The 1,601-nt window shown below is 36.5% G+C and carries 1 protein-coding gene; it reads left to right on the forward strand.

Annotated elements, in window-relative coordinates:
* Window positions 1–297: 297 nt before the first annotated feature.
* Window positions 298–1,473 carry an IS110 family RNA-guided transposase gene (locus tag DS742_RS23460; protein ID WP_117419386.1) on the forward strand — a complete coding sequence of 392 codons (1,176 nt, stop codon included), beginning with the start codon at window positions 298–300 and terminating at the stop codon, window positions 1,471–1,473.
* Window positions 1,474–1,601: the final 128 nt, after the last annotated feature.

The following is a 1,601-nucleotide window of genomic DNA, read 5'->3' on the forward strand; positions in this document are numbered from 1 at the left end:
CGTATAATCCAATCATCATTAGATGGTGATTAAATTATTCCTTTCTCCCAGGTTCTCTGGGGTTTTATATCCATCTTTGATATATTTATAAAAGCACTGTGGATCTGTACCTATTTTTTTACAGCTTTGACTGTTACGAGGTGACTCAGACCACAGCTTTTCGTCTATTACTGTTAATCAGTTTGTTAACGCATAGAACCCTAGGTTCATTAGACGTTTGTATTTACGTGATTACACAGTCGAATTCTCTGTGGAAGACAGCAGTGCTAAATTTATCAAATCAGGAGGTATTTCTCTATGTCAATGTACTTTGTTGGAATTGATATTTCCAAGTACAAACATGATTGCTGTATTATTTCTGCAGCTGATCAAAAAGTCGTTTCAAAGTTTACCATCAAAAACGATAAGTCAGGCTTTGAACAACTCATTATTACATTTAATTCTCTCTCCAACTCTGAGGATATAAAAATAGGGTTTGAATCAACAGCCCATTATGCCCTCAATCTTGAACTTTTCCTTGAAAATGCCAACCACAGCTTCATGGAAGTTAATCCAGTTTTAATCAAGGAATATAAGAAATCCACTTCTTTAAGGCGAACTAAAACCGATTATATTGACTGCGAATCAATAGCTCGGTGGTTAATGACTGTTGAGTACAAACCCCATTCAAAAGGATTTTACCACGCTTATTCTTTAAAGTCATTAACTCGATTACGAGATCGACTGATTCGACAACGTTCTTTTTATCTTGTAAAGATAACGAATCTCCTTGATCATACATTTCCTGAATTCAAGCCTTTTTTCAATGAGCGATTTTCAAAGACTGCTCTTTATCTTCTTGAGAACTACGGTTCTGCTGAAAAGATGGCTCGAATGAATTCTGCATCCTATGACAAACTGCGTTCATTGTCTAGAGGGAAGTTTTCTCCCCAGCAATTCCTTACTCTCAAGGAACTTGCCTGCAACACAGTCGGTGTCAATAATTCTATTTTTGATGTAGAACTAAACAGCTTACTTACATTATACAAATCTCTTGTAAAAGAAATTGATACTCTCGAGAAAGAAATCACTCGACTCATTGAGGAAGTACATCCTCACTACATGTCTGTGCCTGGCATTGGTCCAATATCCGCAGCTATTATCTACTCTGAATATGGAGATATGTCAAACTTTTCAAATCCAGGCCAGCTGCTTGCTTTCGCTGGCATTGAACCAGGTATTAACGAATCTGGAACAGAATCTCATGGAGGTCGGATGGTAAAACGTGGATCATCTCAGCTCCGTTATACCTTGATTAATTGTTGCCTTCCTTTAATCCGTTTTGACATGACATTTGCATCTTACTATGCCAAGAAGCGTGCAGAAGGCAAGCCACACAGAGTAGCTATTACTCACGTTGCAAAGAAACTTATCAGAATCATCTATGCATTGGAGAGGCAAGATATTGACTTTAATTCACAAAAACTTCGCTAATACATATTTTCTGTAGAAGATTTTGTTCCATCTAAAATACGCTGTTTTTAGATGGTTTATTAAGGTTAGCCTTTTTTATAAACAAAATTATTTACCAAAACCTCTTGACTATTTATAGTTTGTCACCT

The organism is Lacrimispora amygdalina (assembly GCF_003432035.1).
Classification (GTDB): Bacteria; Bacillota; Clostridia; order Lachnospirales; family Lachnospiraceae; genus Lacrimispora; species Lacrimispora amygdalina.

Bases quoted from the DNA above. Each gene is read 5' to 3' on its own strand.
- DS742_RS23460 (WP_117419386.1), top strand. From the start codon at position 298: ATGTCAATGTACTTTGTTGGAATTGATATTTCCAAGTACAAACATGAT.